This is a genomic window from Candidatus Deferrimicrobiaceae bacterium (assembly GCA_036504035.1).
Taxonomy (GTDB): domain Bacteria; phylum Desulfobacterota; class Deferrimicrobia; order Deferrimicrobiales; family Deferrimicrobiaceae; genus JANXPS01.
The window spans coordinates 670,375-690,602 of sequence record DASXVV010000009.1; the positions used below are offsets into that span (position 1 = coordinate 670,375).

General features: G+C 65.9%; 23 protein-coding genes. 15 read left to right on the top strand and 8 right to left on the bottom strand.

Going from position 1 to position 20,228, the window contains the following annotated elements; genetic code table 11:
* Positions 1-39 precede the first annotated feature (39 nt).
* Positions 40-507 carry a hypothetical protein gene (locus tag VGK27_08780; GenBank protein HEY3490198.1) on the top strand — a complete coding sequence of 156 codons (468 nt, stop codon included), beginning with the start codon at positions 40-42 and terminating at the stop codon, positions 505-507.
* A gap of 122 nt (positions 508-629) precedes the next feature.
* Here the strand turns inward: VGK27_08780 and VGK27_08785 are convergent, their stop codons facing one another.
* The 3 genes from VGK27_08785 to VGK27_08795 form a co-directional block, all read right to left on the bottom strand.
* Positions 630-1,034, bottom strand: coding sequence for a hypothetical protein (locus VGK27_08785; GenBank protein ID HEY3490199.1), 405 nt, complete (start codon positions 1,032-1,034; stop codon positions 630-632).
* Positions 1,035-1,573: 539 nt separating this feature from the next.
* Positions 1,574-1,903, bottom strand: coding sequence for an antibiotic biosynthesis monooxygenase (locus VGK27_08790; protein ID HEY3490200.1), 330 nt, complete (start codon positions 1,901-1,903; stop codon positions 1,574-1,576).
* A 55-nt stretch (positions 1,904-1,958) separates the two neighbouring features.
* Positions 1,959-2,411 carry a universal stress protein gene (locus VGK27_08795; protein HEY3490201.1) on the bottom strand — a complete coding sequence of 151 codons (453 nt, stop codon included), beginning with the start codon at positions 2,409-2,411 and terminating at the stop codon, positions 1,959-1,961.
* Positions 2,412-2,579: 168 nt separating this feature from the next.
* Here VGK27_08795 and VGK27_08800 point away from each other — a divergent pair, with 168 nt between their 5' ends.
* Together VGK27_08800 and VGK27_08805 are read left to right on the top strand one after the other, a co-directional pair.
* Positions 2,580-2,792, top strand: coding sequence for a hypothetical protein (locus VGK27_08800; GenBank protein HEY3490202.1), 213 nt, complete (start codon positions 2,580-2,582; stop codon positions 2,790-2,792).
* 108 nt (positions 2,793-2,900) lie between these two features.
* A complete protein-coding gene (locus VGK27_08805; protein ID HEY3490203.1) occupies positions 2,901-4,487 on the top strand; it encodes a peptide chain release factor 3 in 1,587 nt (528 codons plus the stop codon).
* A 30-nt stretch (positions 4,488-4,517) separates the two neighbouring features.
* On the opposite strand, the gene VGK27_08810 is transcribed toward VGK27_08805, so the two are convergent.
* The 5 genes from VGK27_08810 to VGK27_08830 all read right to left on the bottom strand — a co-directional run bounded on the left by VGK27_08810 (position 4,518) and on the right by VGK27_08830 (position 9,216).
* On the bottom strand, positions 4,518-5,042 hold the full coding sequence (locus VGK27_08810; GenBank protein HEY3490204.1) for a hypothetical protein: 525 nt from the start codon (positions 5,040-5,042) through the stop codon (positions 4,518-4,520).
* A gap of 43 nt (positions 5,043-5,085) precedes the next feature.
* Positions 5,086-6,588 (bottom strand): hypothetical protein, encoded by a 1,503-nt coding sequence (locus tag VGK27_08815; GenBank protein ID HEY3490205.1) that lies wholly within the window; start codon positions 6,586-6,588, stop codon positions 5,086-5,088.
* A 214-nt stretch (positions 6,589-6,802) separates the two neighbouring features.
* The gene (locus VGK27_08820; protein HEY3490206.1) at positions 6,803-7,261 is read right to left on the bottom strand and encodes a DoxX family protein; all 459 of its coding nucleotides are present in this window, start codon (positions 7,259-7,261) and stop codon (positions 6,803-6,805) included.
* Between the two features lie 113 nt (positions 7,262-7,374).
* Positions 7,375-7,911, bottom strand: coding sequence for a rubrerythrin family protein (locus VGK27_08825; protein HEY3490207.1), 537 nt, complete (start codon positions 7,909-7,911; stop codon positions 7,375-7,377).
* 51 nt (positions 7,912-7,962) lie between these two features.
* Positions 7,963-9,216 (bottom strand): MFS transporter, encoded by a 1,254-nt coding sequence (locus tag VGK27_08830; protein ID HEY3490208.1) that lies wholly within the window; start codon positions 9,214-9,216, stop codon positions 7,963-7,965.
* A gap of 126 nt (positions 9,217-9,342) precedes the next feature.
* Here VGK27_08830 and VGK27_08835 point away from each other — a divergent pair, with 126 nt between their 5' ends.
* The 12 genes from VGK27_08835 (at position 9,343) to ygiD (ending at position 20,213) form a co-directional block, all read left to right on the top strand.
* Complete coding sequence (locus VGK27_08835; GenBank protein ID HEY3490209.1) at positions 9,343-10,236, top strand: LysR substrate-binding domain-containing protein; 894 nt, start codon at positions 9,343-9,345, stop codon at positions 10,234-10,236.
* Positions 10,237-10,357: 121 nt separating this feature from the next.
* Complete coding sequence (locus tag VGK27_08840) at positions 10,358-11,422, top strand: EamA family transporter (GenBank protein ID HEY3490210.1); 1,065 nt, start codon at positions 10,358-10,360, stop codon at positions 11,420-11,422.
* 9 nt (positions 11,423-11,431) lie between these two features.
* Positions 11,432-11,797, top strand: a complete 366-nt coding sequence (locus tag VGK27_08845) for a DUF488 family protein (protein ID HEY3490211.1) — start codon at positions 11,432-11,434, stop codon at positions 11,795-11,797.
* A gap of 82 nt (positions 11,798-11,879) precedes the next feature.
* The gene (gene thiM / locus VGK27_08850) at positions 11,880-12,680 is read left to right on the top strand and encodes a hydroxyethylthiazole kinase (GenBank protein HEY3490212.1); all 801 of its coding nucleotides are present in this window, start codon (positions 11,880-11,882) and stop codon (positions 12,678-12,680) included.
* 3 nt (positions 12,681-12,683) lie between these two features.
* Complete coding sequence (gene thiE, locus VGK27_08855; GenBank protein HEY3490213.1) at positions 12,684-13,328, top strand: thiamine phosphate synthase; 645 nt, start codon at positions 12,684-12,686, stop codon at positions 13,326-13,328.
* Between the two features lie 86 nt (positions 13,329-13,414).
* Positions 13,415-14,506 (top strand): glycine cleavage system aminomethyltransferase GcvT, encoded by a 1,092-nt coding sequence (gcvT, locus tag VGK27_08860; protein HEY3490214.1) that lies wholly within the window; start codon positions 13,415-13,417, stop codon positions 14,504-14,506.
* 51 nt (positions 14,507-14,557) lie between these two features.
* A complete protein-coding gene (gcvH, locus tag VGK27_08865) occupies positions 14,558-14,932 on the top strand; it encodes a glycine cleavage system protein GcvH (GenBank protein HEY3490215.1) in 375 nt (124 codons plus the stop codon).
* Positions 14,933-14,934: 2 nt separating this feature from the next.
* The gene (gene gcvPA, locus VGK27_08870; GenBank protein HEY3490216.1) at positions 14,935-16,269 is read left to right on the top strand and encodes an aminomethyl-transferring glycine dehydrogenase subunit GcvPA; all 1,335 of its coding nucleotides are present in this window, start codon (positions 14,935-14,937) and stop codon (positions 16,267-16,269) included.
* On the top strand, positions 16,260-17,702 hold the full coding sequence (gene gcvPB / locus VGK27_08875; GenBank protein HEY3490217.1) for an aminomethyl-transferring glycine dehydrogenase subunit GcvPB: 1,443 nt from the start codon (positions 16,260-16,262) through the stop codon (positions 17,700-17,702). Before gcvPA ends, gcvPB begins: the two co-directional genes overlap by 10 nt.
* Positions 17,699-18,514, top strand: a complete 816-nt coding sequence (locus tag VGK27_08880; protein ID HEY3490218.1) for a lipoate--protein ligase family protein — start codon at positions 17,699-17,701, stop codon at positions 18,512-18,514. Before gcvPB ends, VGK27_08880 begins: the two co-directional genes overlap by 4 nt.
* Positions 18,463-19,389 (top strand): lipoyl synthase, encoded by a 927-nt coding sequence (gene lipA / locus VGK27_08885; protein HEY3490219.1) that lies wholly within the window; start codon positions 18,463-18,465, stop codon positions 19,387-19,389. Before VGK27_08880 ends, lipA begins: the two co-directional genes overlap by 52 nt.
* Positions 19,390-19,442: 53 nt before the next feature.
* The gene (gene ygiD / locus VGK27_08890) at positions 19,443-20,213 is read left to right on the top strand and encodes a 4,5-DOPA dioxygenase extradiol (protein ID HEY3490220.1); all 771 of its coding nucleotides are present in this window, start codon (positions 19,443-19,445) and stop codon (positions 20,211-20,213) included.
* Positions 20,214-20,228: the final 15 nt, after the last annotated feature.

Here is a 20,228-nt window from a genome sequence, read left to right on the forward strand (position 1 = left end):
CGCCCGGCTCGGGATATAATCGGTGGCGCGGAGGGCCCCATGAATATCGAAACGCAAAAGGAACTGCTTGATCTGCTGATCACTGCCGAAGCCCGCTGTGAGGCGCTATACGGACGATTTGCGGACTCGATGGCGGAACACCGGGGTCTCTGGACGCGGATGGCGGGCGAAGAGAAGCGCCATGCCGCCGTCCTGAAGGCGCTCCGCGGGAAAATCGCCGCCGGGGAGGCGTCCTTCGGCCAGGGGGAGCTTCGCGCGGAGGCGATGCGGATGTTCCTCGATTATGTCGACGCCATGGCCAAAGAGGTTTCGGGGGGCAGGATGACCCCGGAACGCGCGCTGGGGATCACGGTGGATATCGAGCGGTCCTACGTCGAACGCAAGGTGCTCGACCACTTCGAGGGCGACACGCCCGCCGTGGCCGAAGCATTGAAGGTCCTGCGGGACGAATCCTTCCGGCACGTCGCTGACGCCGAGCTGGCGTGGCTGGCGGCCCGTCGCGCATGAACCGGTTCACCTATTTCCCCACCCGGGAGGTCAAGGACAACAGCGTCATCTACTTCGACGTCTACCACAAGAACGTGGCCAATCGGATCTGAGACTGAACCGCCTTTATCTCCAGGTTTCCGTCATTTCCCGGCTTCCCCGCCGAGTTTCGACCACTCGAATCCGGGAGCGGTTGCAAGATTCTCTTCATCGAGCGGGATGTGGGCCCGCAACCGGCGGTTCTCGTCCGTTAAACTCAACGACGGCCTGCCGCCTTGGCCCAACGCGAATCTCACGCGGGTCACGAAATTTTCGTCGATCATCGCAAGGCCCGGATTGCCGTCTGGACCGATGCACAACTCGGCCCGGACATTGCCCCCCGGGTCCAGAAGCTGGAAGGACTCGGCCTGGATGCATTTCTCGATCGCCGGCTCGCCCTGGGCGAACGCCGGAGCGCTCGAGAATATCCGGTTGGACAAGGCGCCGCCGATCAAACCGGACACCACGGTCAGCAGGGCGAGCAGGGCGAATTCCTTCCGGTTCATCATCGGCTCCTTCCGCAGTCCGGTCGGGTCCGGTCTGCCGGGTCTGGATACGGTGCATGGAGGCCTGCAGTCATGGATGGGCATTCCGCGCGCATCGCTTCGGCCTTATTCCACGCAGGACATCAGGAAGGAGAGCATCAACCCGAGACCCAGGATTATGAAATAGGCGTACACCAACGTTTTGTTATCTTCGATCACCGGGTTCATCAAGTCCTCCCTCGGGCGATCTCCGCCGATTCGTTGCACATGACAACGCGCAAAGAGCATGCCAGAGGGACAACGAGGATCTACTGATGGGATTCCTGTTTATATCCGTTGTGTTGCATGAGCATCGATTGCATATCTTCCAAGGTCGGCGGGGAAATTCTAGATATTTATCCAGATCGATATCGAAAGAATGAGATGCCCGTTCGCGGGGAGAACCGAGCCCTCTTGGGACTGGCGGTTTCCCCAGGACGGCGTCCATGATTGAACCCGTCCCTCGACCGCGTAAAAATCGAGCGGGGTGCCCAAGGCGCAGTCGCCCCGCTCGATCCCCCTTCTCAGGCGACCTTCTGCGTCTCTTTGGCCGAAGGCTGGATCTTCTCCGCCAGGACTTCCACCTTCTCGATGACGGGCGGGCCGGACAAAAGCTCCGAAGCGCGCGCCATCAACGCCTCGGCCACCCGGCCGTCCAGGTGGGCCTGCCGCCCCCGCTCGTCCGGGAACGCGTCGAAGATCCCGTAGGTCGAAGGTCCGAGACGGATGGCGAACCAGGCGACCGTCTCCGGCTCTCCCTCGACGATCGGCAGCCCGCCCCGAAGGAACGACTCCAACTCGGCCTCCTTGCCCACCTTCGCCTCCAGCCTGACCAGCAACCCTTTCGTCAGCATCGCTTTCTCCTCCTTGTCCCGTTGTCCGCCCGTTCGGTCTCGCTGTCCGGCCCCGTCAGGACGACGGGTTCTCTTTCACGAACAGGACGGAGCACGGCATATTCCGAAGGATGGATTCATTGATTCGCCCGAACAGGAAATGCTCCAGGCGGGACTCCTCGTGAGCGGGCGCAATCAGGAGGTCTATCCCCTCCCGTTCGACCGCCCCCCTGACCATCTTTTCCGGCTCGCCCCGGACGATGATCTCCCGGACGGGCAACCCGTCGGCCTTTTCGGCGGACAGGATCCTGTCCAGCTCCGATTTCGCTTCCTTGACCAGATCGACATAGTCCTCGTCGAGCGACAGGAGCGGCAGGTTCCACCCTTCCGCCCCGAACGGGTTGTGCTCCACGTGAAGGATGAACAGTTGCGCCTCCAGTAGCTTCGCGAGCGATATTCCCTGGTGGACCGTCTGCCGGCAGTTCCGGACTTCCAGTGCCAGGACCATGATTTTCCTGATGCCTTCCATGACCCGCTCTCCCTGGGTTGAGATGACGTCCCGCTTCCGGGGGTTCCCTGCCGGGCTTCGTCCTCCCGGAACCGCCCGCATGGCGTCGCCGGCATCCCGCCCCCGCGCTTCGTCATCCAAAGGGAAACGGGGGCCGGTACCGACGGCAACCCGGGAAGGGAGACGGCGATGGCGACGATCGGAAAGCTTCACAAGCCGCAGCTTTGCCATTTGAAGAATCAGGGGATGGAAGGACTGCTGAAGAGCCTGTCCTCGAAGCCGACGGTCCGCTGCGAAATATGCGGCCTGTACGCGGACGAGGGCGAGAACGTGTGCAGCCCGCGTCAGCTGCCCGAGCTGGGCTGGCTGGGCGACGGCGCGGACAACGTGGGCAGCCATTGACCGGTCCGGCCGTCCGATGACATGGGGGCTGGGCAATCGGGCCGTTTATCGGTTATCATGTCCTGCTCACCCGGCGAACGCATCCTCATTCCTCCGCAAGGAAGATTCATGGCCACCAGATTGCAATCCGAGATCGACCGGCGCCGCACGTTCGGCATCATCAGCCACCCCGACGCCGGGAAGACGACGCTCACCGAAAAACTGCTGCTGTTCGGCGGGGCGATCACGATGGCCGGCGCCGTCAAGGCGCGCAAGTCCGACCGGCACGCCACGAGCGACTGGATGGCCATCGAGAAGGAACGCGGCATCTCGGTTACCAGCTCGGTGATGAAGTTCGAATACCGGGACCACGAAATCAACCTGCTCGACACGCCGGGGCACCAGGACTTTTCCGAGGACACCTACCGGGTGCTGACCGCGGTCGACAGCGCGGTCATGGTCATCGACAGCGTCAAGGGCGTCGAGCCCCAGACCCGCAAGTTGATGGACGTCTGCCGAATGCGCAACACGCCGATCCTGACCTTCGTCAACAAGCTGGACCGCGAGGGGATGCCCCCGCTCGACATCCTGGGCGATATCGAGGAAAAGCTGCAGATCGAGTGCGCGCCCCTTTCGTGGCCCATCGGCATGGGCAAGCGGTTCAAGGGAACCTATAACCTCTATCGCAAGGAATTGACCCTGTTCACGGCGGGAGAACAGCGGCTGACCGGCAACTTGGTCGTCATCCACGACCTGGCCGATCCGCGGCTCGACGAGCTGCTCGGCAGCCAGGCGGAGGAACTTCGCGGGGACATGGCGCTCCTCGAAGGTGCCGCCAACCCCTTCGATCTGGATAAATACCTCGACGGACGCCAGACGCCGGTCTTTTTCGGCAGCGCGGTGAACAACTTCGGCGTCCGCGAGATGCTCGACACGTTCGTCGAGATCGCACCGGCACCGAGGCCGCGGCCGACCACCACGCGCATGGTGGCACCCGACGAGGAGGCGTTTTCCTGCTTCGCCTTCAAGATCCAGGCGAACATGGACCCGTCGCACCGCGACCGGATCGCCTTCCTGCGGATCTGTTCGGGGCATTTCAAGCGGGGAATGAAAGTGCGCCACCACCGCATCGGCAAGGAAGTCACCTTCGCCAACCCGGTCTTCTTCATGGCCCAGGACAGGGCGCTGGTCGAGGAGGCCTGGCCGGGCGACATCATCGGCCTGCACAACCACGGGACCGTCAAGATCGGGGACACGTTTTCCGAGAAGGAACAACTCCAGTTCACCGGCATCCCGAGCTTCGCCCCCGAGCATTTCCGGCGCGTGCGGCTGAAATCGCCGCTTCGGTCGAAACCGCTCCTGAAAGGGCTGGCGCAGCTCGCCGAAGAAGGGGCAGTGCAGCTGTTCCGCCCCCTGCTCGGGAACGACCTGATCCTGGGGGCCGTCGGCGTGCTTCAGTTCGACGTGACCATTGCGCGGCTCAAGAGCGAATACAACGTCGACGTCGTTTGCGAAGGGATCGAGTTCGTCACCGCGCGCTGGGTGACCTGCCCCGACGAAAAACGGTTGCGGGAGTTCGAGCGGGAGCACCAGGGCAACATGGCGTACGACGCCGAGGACAACCTGGCCTACCTGGCGATCAGCGAATGGCGCCTGGGCCATGCCATGGAGAAATGGCCCGAGATCAGCTTTCACAAGACCCGGGAGCATTCGTAAGCCGATGCCCCCGGGCCGGAGCGACGGGGACTATTTCTTCATCGGCCTTTTGGCCGGATTTTTCCCGCCCATCTTCATCGACATCATCATCTTCTGCATTTTCTTAAACTGATCGTCGGTCAGGTTGGCCCGGATCTCCTTCATCGACTTCAGCATGTCCATCTGATGGGCCGTCTTGAGATCCGCGATCTTCCTGACGGCGGCGTTGGCCTTCTCGAGGTCGAAATCCTTCACGTCCATGATTTCGGTCATCTCGATCTCGGCGATCTTCTGGTCGGCCTTGTAACGCACCTGCTTCTTCCGCATTTCATTGTGCAGGGGCTTGATCTTCGCGATCTGGTCCTCGGTCAGCCCGATCTTGTCGGCGTTCTGAAGGCACATCCCCATCATCTCGTCCATCTTGTCCATGTTTTCCATGCCCATCATCGGCATGTGCCCTCCGCCCGGCGGCATCATGGGCATATCCCGCATGGCGGATAAAACGGGCGCGGCTGCGCACATCGCGAGCAAGGCTACCACGGCAACGAATCCAGGCATGCGACTTTTCGTTCTCATGACAATGCCTCCTTTTCGATCCTTGGATTAGCCCGATCCCGGCCTAATTGCCGTGACAGGCGAGGTTGCAGAACGGCCCAACAGCGGCGCCTAAGGCAACACCGCGAAGCATCTTGTTCGAGGTCCAGGAGACGTCGATCGGGACACCGGTTCCGTGGGGGTCGTGACACGAGATGCACCCTCCGTAGCTGACCGAGGCATCCGGATAAGCGGCGTTGTCGGCCAGCGTGGTCAGGTCGCTCACGAGCCAGACGGCGGGCGATTCATAAGACCGGTTTGCGTAATCGGCTGCCCCGACGACCGTCGGATACCACGAGTAGATCTTGGGATCCGGCGGGGTATTCGCATGCGTCCGCCCGAAGGTCAGCACATTGTCGACCCGCGAATCCGGATGGGCATAACCGACGTGCGATAAGGGATATCGCAAGGTATGGCAACCGCGCGTCAAGGAGCCGCACTGCGTATCGAACGCCAGGGCGTAATCCGATTTGCGAACCGGAGAAACAGGGAAGAACGATGCCTTCAAGTGGGACGTGTTCGCATCGGGAACGGTATTTACGGTTCCGGTCTTCCCGGGCCACATCAATGTGTTGATGTTCGCAGGCGGGTCCGCAGCCCCGGCCGTGCCGTCGGTCTTATGGTCGGCGGCGGAAAGGAAATTCAGGTCGTGGCAATCGTCGCACAGGATGGCATGCACGGACTGGGGGGCTTTCGTGGAGAATCGGCCGTGGCCACTGCTGAGCCAGTATTTCGTGATGTTGGGGGCGTTGTTGCGCACCTGGGTATTGTCGCCGTTGACGCCGCCGTGACAATCCGTGCAGACCCGCTGTGCGGCGGCAGCGGTCGTGAATGCCGAAATCGTCCCCTTCGAAGTTCCGAGCGAGTTTGCCCCCGCCATCCGGAAATAATAGGTCCTGTTGCTCGCCAGACCCGTTAGCGCCCCGGTGACCGCGACATCCGAAATGCCCGATCCGATGGCCTGATGGGGGGTGGCGACGAAGGCGGAAAGTTGACTGTCCGTTCCCCACTCGAACCAGGCTTCCGACGCGTTGCTGTTCGGATTGACGATGCCCGACAGGCCGGCGTTGTCGGCGCCGACGCCGGATGCCGTGGTCGCCGTTCGCACGGTGGGCGCGGAGACTGACGGAAGCGTCGTGCAGTTCGCGACCGCCCCTTTTTGGGTCCCGGCGGCATTGGAGGCCGCAACCCGATAATAATAGGTTGTCGAAGCCGCCAGGTTGACGATCGTCGCGTTGACCGTGACGGGGGCGCTGCCGCTGCCGATGGCCTGTCGCACGGTCTGGAGCGGGGCAGCTAGTCCCGGGTCGGTTCCGAATTCGAACCAGGCTTCCGTAGCGTTTCCGTTGGGGTTGACCGACGCGGAAATTACGGCCTGCGTCGGGCTGACGGTGGCCGGTTGCGGCGCGTCAAGAAGCGGAGGGGAGGAAGCGCCGGGAGATTGTGCGGTTCCGCCGCTCCCGCCGCCGCCGCACGCGCAGAACAAGAGCGTCAAAGCCAGCCCCACCCCAGTAATACAGCGACGCACGGCCAGCCTCCCGCAAGGTTTCATGAAATTCCGATGATTATTTAATTAGACCACGACACCTGACCTTGTCGTCAACTGATTCTCCATTAAATAGTCGCTCCCGACTAACGTTTCGTGCCGTCTTCACCCCCGTCCCGAGGTGATCAGGTGGCTTGGCGGGGAGCGCCATGGCCTGAACGCGATCGCGTGACGGCAGACGGCGAAGCCGCCTTGTTCAGGCGGCTTCGCCCATCGACTGCGACTGCTTCGACTCCTCCCCGGGATGCGAGCCCTGCGCGTTCCGGCCGGACAGCCACGCGTCGAGGCTTAAAGGTCCGGCCCCGAAGTAGCAGACCAGCAGCGCGCCGCCGAGGTGCGACAGGTTGCCCAGGAAAAAGCCCCGCTGCATCTGCGCCGCCGCTGCGTCGGCCACCGCCCAGAAGTCGTGCATCATGACCGTGACGGGCACGAGGAAAAGGGCGAGCAGCACCCCGCCCAACCGCGCTTTGAATCCCAGGATCACGCTGAGCCCTCCGGCGAAAGCGATCACCCCGGCAAGCGGCACAGCGAACTTCGCGAGCGGCACCCCATGGGCGGCCGCCATCGCGATAGTTGCAGCCTGGAAATGACCCGGCGCAGCGATGACGAACAGCCCTCCCAGCAGAACCCTTCCGAGCAATACGACCCATTTCATGGCGTTCCCCTCCCCTTTATCGTGCTCTTCTACCTGTCATAGAAATGCTTTTCGCGGGGGAGAGGTTCCGGGACAGGTGGATCGTCGCCTGCCCCGGCAACCGATGGCTTGTCTTAGTAGTGGTCTTCCACCATTTCGAAATAGGCCCTCGGGTGATTGCACACCGGGCAGGCATCGGGCGCCGCAACGCCCTCGTGGATGTGGCCGCAGTTCCGACAGCGCCACCGGACCGTCTCGCCCTGGCGGAAGAGGACGCCCTTTTCCAGCTCCTCGAGCAGCGTCCGGTAGCGCGCCTTGTGCGCCGCCTCGATCTTCCCGATCCCCTCGAGCGTGGCCGCGATCTCCGGGAAGCCTTCCTCGCGCGCCTCCAGGGCCATGCGCGGATACATGTCGGCGCTCTCCTCATGCTCGCCTTCCGCGGCGGCCCGCAGGTTGGCCGCGGTCGTCCCGATGCCGCCAAGATTCCTGAGGTGCAGCTTGGCATGCTCGCGCTCGTTGTCGGCGGTCTCGAGGAAGATGGCGGCAATCTTCTCGTACCCTTCCTTCTTCGCGACCGACGCGAAATAGGTGTACTTGTTGCGGGCCTGCGATTCCCCCGCGAACGCGTCCATCAGGTTCTTTTCCGTTTTGGTGCCCTTGAGATCCGCCATGCCGCATCCCTCCCTTGGCCGATGTCGAAATCATCCTGCAGAGATGCAGAATTATATCCGATTCACCGCCCTCCGGCCGTTGTCCTCCCAGGCGAGCCCGGCGATGAGCATCGTCAGCGCCTGAACGCCCAGGACGAGCAGCACGCACGCCGTCCAGCCGCCGTAACCCCAGAGGAGCCCCGGCAGGACGCCGGCGACGCTTCCCCCGATGTAGTAGCAGGAGACGTAGAGACCTGCCGCCGAGGAGCGGCCGCCGGCGGGCGCCGCCTTGTGGATGTAGCTCGTGGAGGCGGACTGGCAGACGAACACGGCTGCGGAGCAGATCACCAACCCGAGCAGGATGAACGGAAGACTGCCCGCCAGCGTGAGCAGCACGCCGAACATCGCCACGAGGACCGCCGTCAGGAGCGCCCGCCGAGATCCGACCCGGACGATCCAGCGGCCGGCGATCGGCGTCGTTGCGGCCCCGACCAGGTAGACGACGAACAGCTCGCTGAGCCTGGCCGCGCTCAGGGAATAAGGCGGCGCGGCCAGGTGGAACGTGACGTAGGTGAAGGTCGCCACGAGCGAAAACAGTACCGTGAAACCGACCGCGCAGGTCGCCATCATCTGCGGGTTCCGGAGTACCCGGAAAACGCCGGTCGGGGAGTCGCCCCCCCGGGCAGTCGACAAGCGGCGCCGGTCGCCCGGCAGGAGGTAAGCGAGCAGGACGGCGACCGACAGGTCGCAGATCCCCAGCACCAGGAACCCGCCGTGCCAACCGGCGACGAGTCCCGGGAAGAGCGCGTGCGAGGCGGCGTACCCCGTGATCATCCGACCGAAAAATCCCCCGAGGACCGATCCGCTTACGTAGAACGACATGACCGCCGCCACGCGCCCGGAGTGCCACTCTTCCGATACATAGGCGATCGTGACTCCGAAGATGCCGGGCATGACGACTCCCTGCAGGAATCGCCAGAAGACCAGTACCGGAAGGGAGCCGGCGGTCGATGCCAGGAGCGTCGGCAGCGTCAGGAGGAACATGGCGGCTACGATGACGCGCCGGCGCCCGACCCGCTCCGCCAGCATCCCCCAGAGCGGGGCCGTCAGCGCAACCCCCAGCGTCGTCGCGCTCACCGTCATGCCGACGGCGGCCTTGGAAGCCGCGAAATGCGTGGAGAGCATCGGCAGCAATGGCTGGGGGGCATAGAGGTTGAGGTTCGCCCCGACGCCCGCCAGCGCCACGGCGATGATGCCGGCCGTTCCGGCCGATGTCTCCTTCCCGACGATCTCCGCTTGCTCCCCCGCCAGGGGGATGACTTTCACGACCTCTTCCACGAACGGCGGCCTTCCCGGAAACGATTCCTGTTTGATTCTTCAAGGATAGATCCAGGGCGTCATTCCTTCCAATATATTGATCTTATGGATTGATATCTTTTGTATACTGATGAAATGGAGCTTCGACACATCCGATATTTCGTCGCGGTCGCCGAGGAGAAGAGCTTCCGGAAGGCCGCCGAGCGGCTCCACCTCTCCCAACCCCCCTTGAGCATGCAGATCCGCCAGTTCGAGGCCGAGCTGGGAACGCCGCTGTTCGAGCGGACGTCCAGGTCGGTCCGACTGAGCGCCGCGGGAGAGAACCTGCTCCCGCTGGCCAGGAACATTCTCGCGGGGGCCGAACGGATGAAGACCGAGGCCCGCCGGGCGGCTGCGGGGGAAATCGGAACGCTGGCGATCGGTTACCTGCCCTCAACGCTCGGCCCCCTGCTGGCCGAGACGCTCCACGCATTTCGGGTCTCCTGCCCGAACGTCCAGATTTCGCTGGTCGAGCAGCGCGCCCCGCAACAGATCGAGGGGCTGCTCGACGGCACGCTCGATCTCGGTCTCGTGCCCGGCGGGGCGAGGCGGTCCGAACTTTCCGAAGAGCCGTTCGGAGAGGGTCAAATCGCCTTGGCGCTTCCCCGCGACCATCGGCTGGCCTCGCTGTCCCGGATTCCGCTTGCGCGCCTGCGGGGAGAGAAGCTGATCCTCATCCGGCCGGAGCTGGCGTTCGGCGTCTACGATTCGTTCCTCGCGGCGTGCGCGGCGGCGAGCGTGGCGCTTCCGGTCTTCCAGTACACGAACGACCTGGTCACCAAGCTGTGGCTGGTATCCGCCGGCTTCGGGATCTCGCCGACGCTGCTCCCCTGGATGGACCTGCCGGGCGGCAACGTCGTCTATCGCCCGCTCGCGGCACGCCTGCCCAAGACCCGTCTGTATCTGCTCCACCGGAAATCGGACCGCTCTCCGCTGATCTCGCGGTTCGTTGCCCATGTCCGTGCGGCGACCCGACGGGTCCCGGGCTGATCGGTCGGCAACGACTTATGTCCCGCCGGAATCCAATCAACGGTTGCGGATTTCCAGGACGCGGAGAACGGCGGCAGGGATGGAACTTTCCGTAAGACCGGCTGCGGACAGGCGGCGCGGGGTGGGCCGTGGGGCGGAATTCGCCCTCCTGGCCGCGCTCTGCTTCGGCGCGACCACTCCGCTGATCCGGATCGCCGGGGCCGGGATCGGACCATGGACGACCGCGGCACTGCTCTATGCCGGAGCCGCGCTTGTCTCGGCCTTCTCCCGTCGGCGGGCCGGGCGGGAAGCGCCGCTTCGCCTCCGTCACCTTCCGCGCCTTCTGCTCGTCGCCATGGCCGGCGCGGCGTTCGCCCCCGCCGCGCTCGCCTGGGGGCTCCAGCGGACCGGCGCGCTCGGCGCCTCCCTGCTGCTCAACGCCGAGGTGGTCTTCACGATCCTCCTCGCGGCAGCGCTTTACCGCGAGCACATCGGGCGGCGCGTGGGCGCCGCCGCTTTGGCCCTGGCGCTGGGGGGCGCCTTCCTCGTCTTCGAACGTTCGACCGGGGGCGGCACGAGCGCCCTCGGGTTGCTTGCCGTGCTTGCCGCCACGGCGGGGTGGGCCGTGGACAACGTGGCTTCACGACCGCTGGCCGATTTCGACCCCGCCTCCGTCGTGCTGGCCAAGGCTTCCCTGGGGGCGATTCTCACGCTGTCGGCCGCCGCCGCGTTCGGGGAGGGCATCCCCCGCCTGCCCGCCGCCGCCGCGCTCGCGGCGATCGGCGTCGTCGGCTACGGCCTGAGCATGCGCTTCTACCTCCTCGCCCAGCGGCGGTTCGGCACCGCGCGGACCTCGACATATTTCGCGTCGGCGCCGTTCATCGGCGCCGTGCTCGCGATGGCGCTGGGCGACCGGCCCGGGAGCTTCACGTGGGGAGGGATCGCCCTGATGCTGGCGGGCGCATGGCTCCTCGCGACAGAGCGGCACGATCACCCGCACTTTCACGCGCCGCTCGAGCACGAGCACGCCCACCGCCACGGCCGGGGCTCGGACCACCACGGGCGTTCCCCCGCGGTTCCGACGCAGCGGGAACGCCGCCACAGCCATTTGCACCTGCACGAGGCCGCAGACCATGCCCACCCTCACGGGCCCGACCTCCACCATGGGCACAGCCACCGCAAAAGCGAGAAACATCGAGACTATTAGGGAGGGTAAATGATCGCCATCAAGCGCGCCTATGATCCGCCAGGCGATCGGGACGGGGAACGGATCCTGGTCGACCGCCTCTGGCCGAGGGGAGTGAAGAAGGAAGCGATTTGCATCTCGGACTGGCGGAGGGAGGTGAGCCCCAGCCCCGGATTGCGCACATGGTTCGGCCACGATCCGGCAAGGTGGGATGAATTTCGTCGACGGTACGAGGATGAACTATCCGGGCCCGGGATGCGGGAGCCCCTGGAAACGCTGGCCGAGAAGGCGCGAAACGGGCGCATAACCCTCGTCTACGCGGCCAGGGACGAGGCGCACAATCACGCGCTTGTGCTTCGGGATTACCTGAATCGTTTGGTCGACGGGGAGCGATGACTTTCCGCGAGGCGCTCCGGCGCGCGAACCGGCCGCTTGGCGTTATACTTTCCTGATCCATTCCCGAAAGGAACCGAAGAAGATGAACCCCTGGCAGGACCTGTTCGATGAATCGCGCCGGGCGGTTGCCCGGAAGCGGCCGCTCATTCACCACATCACCAATTACGTCGTGATGAACCTCACCGCCAACGTGACGCTTGCGCTCGGGGGCTCGCCCGTGATGGCGCACGACGTGGACGAGGTCGAGGAGATGGCGTCGCTCGCCTCGGCGGTTGTGCTCAACATCGGCACGCTGTCCCCGCGCTGGATCGAGGCAATGCTGCTGGCGGGCCGGCGGGCGAAATCCCGAGGCATCCCCGTCGTGCTCGACCCGGTCGGCGCCGGCGCCACCTCGCTCCGGACCGACACCTGCCGGAAGCTGCTGGACGAGGTTCGGCCCGACATCATCCGGGGCAACCGCGCCGAAATCACGGTCCTCGGCGGCGTCGCCGCGCAAATCAGCGGCGTCGACTCGCGCGAGACCGGGGAAGACCCGCTCGACCTCTACCGCGACTTCGCCCGGCGCACCGGAGCGATCGTGTGCGTCTCGGGACCGACCGACTGGGTGACCGACGGCGCGCGGATGCTGCGGGTCGACAACGGCCATCCGCGCTTCGGCCGCGTCACCGGGACGGGATGCTCGGCGACCTCGGCGGTGGGCGTCTTCGCCGCCGCGGGGCAGCCGCTGCTCGAGTCCACCGCACTCGCCATGGGCGTGTTCGGCGCCTGCGGCGAGATGGCGGCGGCCGCATCCTCGGGGCCCGGGACGTTCGTTCCCGCCCTGCTCGACGCCCTGTACCAGGCAGCCGAAGGCGAGCTCGCCCTCCCGCTCCGGATCGCGTAAGGCATGCCGCGGTTCGATCTCGCGCTTTACGTCGTGACCGACCTCGGCCTGTCGCGGAACCGCGACAACGCCGAGGTGGTCCGGCGCGCCCTGGCGGGCGGGGCCACGATGATCCAGTACCGCGAGAAATCGCTTCCGGACGACGCCATGGCCGAGGAGGCCGCGCACCTGCTCGTGCTTTGCCGGGCGGCGGGTGTCCCGCTGGTCGTCAACGACCGGATCGATGTGGCGCTTCGTGTCGGGGCGGACGGGCTTCACGTGGGGCAGGGCGATCTCGATCCGGGCGAAGCGCGGCGACGCCTGGGGGATGGCCGCATCCTCGGCGTCTCGGTCCACGATGCCGGTGAAGCGCGCCGGGCCGAGGCGCTCGGCGCGGATTATATCGCCGCCAACGGCCTGTTTCCCACCGCCAGCAAGACCGATCTCGGGGCGCCGCTGGGGCTCGACGGTCTCGCCCGGATCGCGGCGGCGACCCCCCTGCCGGTCGTGGCCATCGGCGGCATCCACGCCGGCAATGCCGCCTCCGTGGTGCGCGCGGGCGCCGCGGGAATCGCGGTCATCTCGGCCGTGGTTTCGGCCGACGACATCGAGGGCGCGTGCGCCGCTCTTCGGCAGGCGGTCGCCGCCGGAATGGCGGGCCGGGGTTAGCCCCGGTCGTCTTTCGATTTCCACCGCCGGCCAAATCGGATAAAATCGAGACTCCCCCGCAATCCGCCCAATTAAGAGGAGACCCGATGGAACCGTTGAAGACCACCCCCCTTGTCGACCGGCACCGTGCCTTGGGCGCCCTCATGGCGCCGTTCGGAGGGTGGGATATGCCGATCCAGTATGAAGGCATCCTGGCCGAGCACCGCGCCTGCCGCGAAAAGTCGGCGCTGTTCGACATCTGCCATATGGGCGAGTTCCGGTACGAGGGGGACATCGTCGGCGGCGGCCTCGAGAACGTTTTCACGATGTCCGTTGCGTCGATCCCCGTCGGCCGCTCCCGCTACGGGTTCCTCCTCAACGAGCGCGGGGGCATCATCGACGACCTGATCGTCTTCCGCCTTGCGGAGAACGAGGCCATGATCGTGGTCAATGCGGCCACGGCGCCCAACGATTTCGCCGTCATCGGTTCGCGCCTGCCCGGCTCCGCCCGATTCGAGGACATCTCGGCCGCCACCGGCAAACTCGACCTGCAAGGCCCGCTATCCCGCGACGTCCTCATGTCGCTGATCGGCCGCGAGATCACATCCCTCCCCTATTTCCGATTCATCGAGACCACCGTGATGGGAAGCCCCGCGATCGTCAGCCGCACCGGCTACACCGGAGAACTGGGATACGAAATCTTCCTGCCCGCCGAAAAGACGGCCGAGCTGTGGGACGCGCTGCTCGCTTATCCCTCGGTGAAGCCGGCCGGGCTCGGCGCTCGCGACCTGCTCCGCCTCGAGGTGGGCTACAGCCTCTACGGCAACGACCTCGACGAGAAGGTCACGCCGCTCGAAGCGGGACTCGATGCCTTCGTCAACTTCGACAAGGCGTTCGTCGGGAAAGAGGCGCTGCTCGCCCAGCGGGCGGCGGGCCTTCCCCGCGCCAAGGTCGCTTTCAAGGTCGGCTCCCGCCGCTCCCCCCGCCACTATTACGAAATCTGGTCGGGCGAAGCCCGGGTGGGCACCGTCACCAGCGGCGCCTTCTCCCCGATGCTCGGCTGCGGGATGGGTCTAGGCCTCGTCGACCCGGCCTCCGCCGCGCCCGGCGCCGCGCTGACCATCCGGCACGGAAGCCTCGTCATGGAAGCAACCGTCTGCTCGCTGCCGTTCTACGCCGGCGGGTCGCTGCGCGCATAATCTTTACCGATCGCATCCAATAATCCGCCCTTTCGAAAAGGAGGCAATGGCATGCCGAATACGTACTACACCAAGGAACACGAATGGGTCACGGTCGACGGAACCAGCGCCTCGGTCGGCATCACCGACTTCGCGGCGCACCAGCTCGGCGATATCACCTTCGTCGAGCTTCCGAAGGTCGGCAAGACGGTCAAGCAGTTCGAGGTGCTCTGCGGCATCGAGTCGGTCAAGACGGCGAGCGACATTTACGCGCCGCTCTCCGGCAAGGTCGTCGCGGTCAACGACGCCCTCAACGACACGCCCGAGGTCGTCAACGCGTCTCCCGAAGAATCCGCCTGGATGGCGAAGCTCGAGATCGCCGACGCTTCCGAGACTTCGAAGCTGATGAATCGCGACCAATACCTCGAGTACCTGAAGGGACTCTAGCCATGGACTTCGCACCGCATACGCCCGAAGAGATCCGGGAGATGCTTTCCGCCATCGGCGTCGGCAGCATCGGCGAACTGTTCTCGCCGATCCCGCAGGCGTTGCGCGCCAAATCCTTCGACCTTCCGCCGGGGATGTCCGAGTTCGAGATGCTCGACCGGCTCAAGGCGCTGGCGTCGCGTAACACCGACGTCCTTCCCTTCGTGGGGGGCGGATACTACGACCACCTGATCCCGGCCGCGGTCGACCACCTTGCCGGCCGCTCCGAGTTCTACACCGCCTACACGCCGTATCAGCCCGAATGCTCGCAGGGCTCGCTCCAGGCGCTCTACGAGTATCAGACCGCCATCTGCCGCCTCACCGGGCTCGACGTCTCCAACGCGTCGCTCTACGACGGCGGCACCGCGCTGGCCGAGGCCGCGCTGATGGCGCTCCGGATCACGGGCCGCAACCGGCTCGTGATCGACGCGGCCGTCAACCCGTTCCATCGTGCCATCGTGAAAACATACCTCGAAACTCACCCGGTCGAGGTCGTCGAGGTGTTCCCCGAGGATGCGTCCACCGCGCGGGGCGCGCTGTTCGGCGAGATCGACGATCGGTGCGCCGCAGTGCTGGTGGCCAACCCCACCTTCCTCGGCTGCGTCTCCGATTACACCGACCTGGCGGCGAAGGCGCACGAAAACGGGGCACTCCTGGTCTCGGCCGTCTATCCCGTCGCGCTCGGCCTGCTCAAGACGCCCGGCGAGATGGACGTCGATATCGCCGTGGGCGACGGCCAATCGGTCGGCAACCCGCTCTCCTTCGGCGGTCCGGCGTTCGGCTTCATCGCGACGAAGAAGGCCTACATCCGCAACCTGCCCGGCCGCATCGTCGGCGAGACCGACGACCGCGAGGGGCGCCGCGGCTACGTCCTCACGCTCCAGGCGCGCGAACAGCACATCAAGCGGCACAAGGCCACCTCCAACATCTGCAGCAACCAGAGCCTGTGCGCTCTGCGCGGTCTGATCCACCTGTCGCTGCTCGGGAAGCAGGGGATGGTCGAGTTGGCGCATCAGAACCGAGATAAAGCCGAATACGCCAAGGGCGCGCTCACCGCGATCCGCGGCGTCACCGCCATCGCCCGCGAGCCGTCGTTCAACGAGTTCACCCTGCGCCTCCCGAGCCGCGCCGAAGACGCGGTCGCCGCGCTGCTGCGGCGGGGCATCGCCGCGGGCGTCCCGCTCGCCCCCTGGTACCCGGGCAGTGAAAAAGACCTCGTCATCACCGTGACCGAGAAGCGGAGCAAGGTCGAGATCGACCGGCTCGCGCAGGAACTGGAGAAGGTGCTATGGAGCTGATCTACGAAAAGTCGGTATCCGGTCGACGGGGCGCCCGGCTTCCCAATAGCGACGTCCCCCCGGCGTCACCCCTGCCCCAAAGGCTGCTGCGCGCCGAGGCGGCGCGGCTTCCCGAGCTCTCCGAGCTCGACGTGGTCCGCCACTTCACGCAGCTGTCGCGCCGCAACGTCGGCGTCGACAACGCCTTCTACCCGCTCGGCTCCTGCACCATGAAATACAACGCCAAGGCCGCCGAGGAGGCCGCGCGCTTCTTCACCGGCTTCCACCCGGTTCCCGCCCTGCTGCTTGGCGGCGAGCCGCTGGTCCAGGGGTCGCTCGCTCTGCTCCACCACATGGGCGAGCTGCTCGAGGAGATCACCGGCATGGACGCGGTCACCTGCCAGCCTTTGGCCGGCGCCCACGGCGAGATGACCGGAATCATGCTGATCTCGGCCTACCACAAGGCCAAGGGGAACAAGAAGAAGTTCGTCATCGTCCCCGACTCCTCGCACGGCACCAACCCGGCCTCCGCGGCCATGGCCGGCTACGAGATCGTCACGATCCCCACGGCCCCTTACGGAGACATGGACCTCGACGCATTCAAGGCCGCGCTCAACGACGAGGTCGCCGCGGTCATGATGACCTGCCCCAACACGCTTGGGCTGTTCAACCCGCACATCAAGGAGATCTGCGACCTGGCGCACGAGGCCGGCGCGCTCGTCTACTACGACGGCGCCAACCTCAACGCCATCCTCGGCCAGGTGCGCCCCGGCGATGTCGGGTTCGACGTCGTCCACGTCAACCTGCACAAGACGTTCGGCACGCCGCACGGCGGCGGCGGGCCGGGAAGCGGCCCCGTCGGCGTCAAGGCGGCGCTCGCCCCCTTCCTGCCGGCGCCCCGCGTCGTCAAGCTCGACGACGGCACCTTCGGCGTCGCCGACGACACCCGGTCGAGCATCGGGCGCGTCGCCAACTTCTTCGGCAACTTCGGCATCATCGTCCGCGCCTACGCCTACATCCTGATGCTCGGGCGCGAGGGGTTGGTCGGCGCCAGCGAGCTGGCCGTACTCAACGCCAACTACGTCATGAGCCGGCTGAAGGACCTCTACGATCTTCCCTACGACCAGACCTGCATGCACGAGTGCGTCTTCTCTGCCTCGCGCCAGCTTGCGTACGGCGTCCATGCCATCGACATCGCCAAGTACCTCATCGACCAGGGGTACCACCCCCCGACGGTCTACTTCCCGATGATCGTGAGAGAGGCGATCATGATCGAGCCGACCGAGACCGAAAGCAAGCAGACGCTCGACGCCTTCATCGCGGTCATGCGCGAGGCGGCCGAGCTTGCAGAGAAAGATCCCGAGGCGCTCAAGCGGGCGCCGCTGACTATGCCGGTCTCGCGGCTCGACGAGACCAAGGCGGCCCGCGGGCAGCACGTCTGCCACCTGGGATGACCTGCCGCACCGACTGGCGCCTCGTCGACACCGGCCCACTTGACGGGCCCGCCAACATGGCGGTCGACGAGGCGCTGCTCGACGCGTTCGATCCCGAGCGCTCGACGCCGGTGCTCCGCCTCTACGGCTGGAATCCACCGGCGTTGTCGCTTGGCCGCTACCAGGACCCGGCGGCGGTGCTCGATCTCGACCGCTGCCGGGCCGACGGCGTTCCGGCTGTCCGCCGGATCACGGGCGGCGGCGTGATCTACCATGCCGACGAGCTGACCTATGCCATCGTCTGCGCACCGCAACACCTTCCCCCCGCGTCAACCGTCAAAGACTCTTTTCGCCACCTCACCGGCTTCCTGCTCGCGTTCTACCGCGGTCTCGGCCTCGACGCCGCCTGGGCCGCCGACGTGGCCGCCGACTCAGGGCGGCTGGGAGAGCGTACCGCCTTCTGCTTCGCCGGGAAGGAGGATTTCGACATCCTCGTCGACGGCGCCAAGATCGGCGGAAACGCCCAACGCCGCCTTCGCCATGCGATCTTCCAGCACGGCTCCATCCCGCTCGCCGACCGGGTGCCGACCGGAATCGGCTATCTGCGCGAGGAACCGGCCGCCGCCGACCTCGCCGTGACCAGCCTGGAAACGCTTGGGATCACCCTGCCGCCCGAGGCGCTTTTCGCCCGCCTCGCCGCATCCTTTTCCGATGCGCTCGGGGCCACTCTCGCCCCCTCGTCGCTGACCCCTGCCGAGCAGGCGGGAGCAGCCGCCCTCCGATGCGGAAAATACGCCGAGCACGACTGGGCCTTCCGGACCTTCCCGTCGTGAATGCCGTCCGCAGGCCCGAGTGGCTCCAGAAGAAGCTGTCGCCCGGTGCACACGCCGATATGGAAAAAATGCTGGTCGAGCTCCAGCTCAACACGGTCTGCCAGCAGGCGCTCTGCCCAAACATTACGGAATGCTTCCGCCAGAAGCAGGCGACCTTCCTTATCCTCGGCGCCGCCTGCACCCGGTTATGCGCCTTCTGCAACGTCGCCAAGACCGTCCCGCTCCCCGCCGATCCCGGCGAGCCGGCGCGGGTGGCCGCCGCCGTCAAGCGGCTTGGGCTCGCCCACGTGGTCGTCACCAGCCCGACGCGCGACGACCTGCCCGACGGCGGCGCCGCCGCCTTCGCCGCGACGGTCACCGCGATCCGGCGGCAGTCGCCCGGCACCCGCATCGAGCTGCTGGTCCCCGATTTCCAGGGCCGCCCCGGAAGCATCGCCGAAGTCGTCGACGCCGCCCCCGACATCCTCGGGCACAACGTCGAGACGGTGCCGCGGCTCTATGAGATCCGCAAGGGCGCCGTCTATGCCCGGTCGCTCGGCGTGCTGGCGGCCGCACACGCTCGGGCGCCGCACCTTCCGACCAAATCCGGCCTGATGCTCGGGATGGGCGAGACGCGCGACGAGGTGCGCGCCGTGCTCGCCGACCTGCGCGGCGTCGGCTGCGCGTTCCTGAGCCTCGGGCAGTATCTGGCGCCTAGCCGCCGCCACCGGCCCGTGTCGGCCTTCATCCCGCCGGAGACCTTCGATTCACTGAAGGAGGAAGCGCTTCGGCTCGGTTTTGCGCACGTCGAGAGCGGTCCCTACGTCCGCAGCTCTTACCACGCCGCCGACTACGGTGACGTCCCGTCGAACCCGGCCGGATCGCCCGGCATCTGACTGGAGGGAATTCGCCCATGGATACGCCACGGCAAGTTGCCGGAATCCGCCGCATGCCTGTCCTCTTCCTGGGACACGGGTCTCCGATGAACGCGATCGAGGACAACGAATGGAGCCGGGCCTTCCGGGCACTCGGCAAGACCCTTCCGCGTCCGCGGGCGATCCTTTCCATCTCGGCGCATTGGTTCGTCGAAGGCACGTTCCTCACCGGAGACGCCCACCCGAAGACCATCCACGATTTCGGCGGTTTCCCCGACGAACTTTATCGGATGCGCTACCCCGCGCCCGGGGATCCGGCCCTCGCGGGGCGGGCCGCGGCCCTCATCGGGCCCGATATCGCCTCGATCAGCAACGACTGGGGGCTCGACCACGGCACGTGGAGCGTGCTGCTCCACCTCTTCCCCGAGGCCGACATCCCGGTCGTCCAGCTGTCGATCGACCACCGGCTGCCATCCGCCGGCCACCTCGCGATCGGCCGGAAGCTCGCCCCGCTGCGCGACGAGGGCGTCCTGATCCTCTGCAGCGGGAACATCACCCACAATCTCCGCCACGCGATGACCAGCGTTTATCGTAGCGATTTTTCGACGCCCGACTGGGCCGTCCGCTTCGACGCCGCCGTCGCTTACGCCTTTGAACGGAACGACGCCGACTTCTTCGCACGTGCGCTTGAAAGCGACGACGGACGGATGTGCCATCCCACGCCCGACCACTATCTCCCGCTGGCCTATGCGGTCGGAGCCGCCGCCCCCGGGGACGAAGTCGACTTCCCCATCACCGGCTTTTCCCTGGCCTCGCTGTCGATGCGCGCGGTCCTGCTTGGTTAAAGACGCGATGGAAGC

Coding starts and splice junctions, on each gene's coding strand:
- VGK27_08780 (HEY3490198.1), top strand. CDS start 40: ATGAATATCGAAACGCAAAAGGAACTGCTTGATCTGCTGATCACTGCC.
- VGK27_08785 (HEY3490199.1), bottom strand. CDS start 1,034: ATGATGAACCGGAAGGAATTCGCCCTGCTCGCCCTGCTGACCGTGGTG.
- VGK27_08790 (HEY3490200.1), bottom strand. CDS start 1,903: ATGCTGACGAAAGGGTTGCTGGTCAGGCTGGAGGCGAAGGTGGGCAAG.
- VGK27_08795 (HEY3490201.1), bottom strand. CDS start 2,411: ATGGAAGGCATCAGGAAAATCATGGTCCTGGCACTGGAAGTCCGGAAC.
- VGK27_08800 (HEY3490202.1), top strand. CDS start 2,580: ATGGCGACGATCGGAAAGCTTCACAAGCCGCAGCTTTGCCATTTGAAG.
- VGK27_08805 (HEY3490203.1), top strand. CDS start 2,901: ATGGCCACCAGATTGCAATCCGAGATCGACCGGCGCCGCACGTTCGGC.
- VGK27_08810 (HEY3490204.1), bottom strand. CDS start 5,042: ATGAGAACGAAAAGTCGCATGCCTGGATTCGTTGCCGTGGTAGCCTTG.
- VGK27_08820 (HEY3490206.1), bottom strand. CDS start 7,261: ATGAAATGGGTCGTATTGCTCGGAAGGGTTCTGCTGGGAGGGCTGTTC.
- VGK27_08825 (HEY3490207.1), bottom strand. CDS start 7,911: ATGGCGGATCTCAAGGGCACCAAAACGGAAAAGAACCTGATGGACGCG.
- VGK27_08835 (HEY3490209.1), top strand. CDS start 9,343: ATGGAGCTTCGACACATCCGATATTTCGTCGCGGTCGCCGAGGAGAAG.
- VGK27_08845 (HEY3490211.1), top strand. CDS start 11,432: ATGATCGCCATCAAGCGCGCCTATGATCCGCCAGGCGATCGGGACGGG.
- thiM (HEY3490212.1), top strand. CDS start 11,880: ATGAACCCCTGGCAGGACCTGTTCGATGAATCGCGCCGGGCGGTTGCC.
- thiE (HEY3490213.1), top strand. CDS start 12,684: ATGCCGCGGTTCGATCTCGCGCTTTACGTCGTGACCGACCTCGGCCTG.
- gcvT (HEY3490214.1), top strand. CDS start 13,415: ATGGAACCGTTGAAGACCACCCCCCTTGTCGACCGGCACCGTGCCTTG.
- gcvH (HEY3490215.1), top strand. CDS start 14,558: ATGCCGAATACGTACTACACCAAGGAACACGAATGGGTCACGGTCGAC.
- gcvPA (HEY3490216.1), top strand. CDS start 14,935: ATGGACTTCGCACCGCATACGCCCGAAGAGATCCGGGAGATGCTTTCC.
- gcvPB (HEY3490217.1), top strand. CDS start 16,260: ATGGAGCTGATCTACGAAAAGTCGGTATCCGGTCGACGGGGCGCCCGG.
- VGK27_08880 (HEY3490218.1), top strand. CDS start 17,699: ATGACCTGCCGCACCGACTGGCGCCTCGTCGACACCGGCCCACTTGAC.
- lipA (HEY3490219.1), top strand. CDS start 18,463: ATGCGGAAAATACGCCGAGCACGACTGGGCCTTCCGGACCTTCCCGTC.
- ygiD (HEY3490220.1), top strand. CDS start 19,443: ATGCCTGTCCTCTTCCTGGGACACGGGTCTCCGATGAACGCGATCGAG.